A 1,025-nucleotide genomic window follows, 5' to 3' on the forward strand; every position below is an offset into this window, starting at 1 on the left:
CTGAACGGGTGACAACGTCCCTAGAAGTCTTGCTGCAACAGGGATAGCGCATGAAACCCACGCTGAAAATAGAGCCGTTTATGGGGTTTGAGTGCTATCAGTTGGAATGCCCAGTCGGCCCATAATTCCATGGCATAGATCCATCGTTGACCATAGAGCCCCAGACTAAAATCACTCTGGCGAGGCGTCTTATCGTGGTGCTCTTGGATACGTCCAGCGTACTGATCTACTCTGAGGTGTTTCATCTGCTGCCCGTGCATCGTGGCCCAACTGTAGGCCAAGGCGATCAGCAACACTAACGCTAAAAACCGAGTGTCATTAACCTTGGCATCCTCCAGATGATACCCACCGGTCTTGCAATCTTTGAAGAGCTGTTCGATGCCCCAACGGCAACGATAGACCGCTAGCGCTTGTTTCAAGGTGGGCAAATTAGTCAGGATATACCACGGTTCTCTAGGTCCCGTTTGACGGTACGTTCGCTTCCAATAGACAGCTACGTTAAAGGGGCCAAGACCATCGCCTTTATTGCACAAAACGCCTTCATAAAACCGAGACTGTCCTGGCTTGAAGCCCAGATCTCTGAGCACGTGGTACTCCGTGTCAGGATGGGTTTGGAAATAAAGCGCTTTTTTCTGTCTCAGAGCAAAGGACACCCCTCGCTGCTCCAACCAGTCCGCCAGTTTAGGGCTATGGAATTCCCGGTCGCCCAGCACTAGCACCCGATAGGATTGAAATACCGACAGGGCCGCTTTCAGGAGCCGCTGTTGCGTTTTCAGGTCACTATTGCCAGGCTGCCCCAACAATTCCCAATAGACCGGTAAGGCATGAGTTCCCCACACCACACTGACCATGAACAGATTGCGTCCCTTCCATTGCGTGCGGTCGATGGCCAGGATCCAATAGCCGTGTTGGTGGTGTTTGAGCCTGCTTAGACGGCGGCATTGATGGCGATTCAAGCCCCGTCCCGTTTCCACTTGTCGAATCCAGTATTTGAGCAGCGGAAACCACAGCAGCTTGAGGGTGAG

At 52.6% G+C, this 1,025-nt stretch carries 1 protein-coding gene; it reads right to left on the minus strand.

Translation table 11 applies throughout. The features are described 5' to 3' along the window. Positions 1-20: 20 nt before the first annotated feature. On the minus strand, positions 21-1,025 hold a 1,005-nt coding region (locus JUJ53_RS10135; protein WP_204151895.1), incomplete at its 5' end, for an IS4 family transposase.

It is taken from the genome of Leptolyngbya sp. CCY15150 (assembly GCF_016888135.1).
Lineage (GTDB): Bacteria > Cyanobacteriota > Cyanobacteriia > RECH01 > RECH01 > RECH01.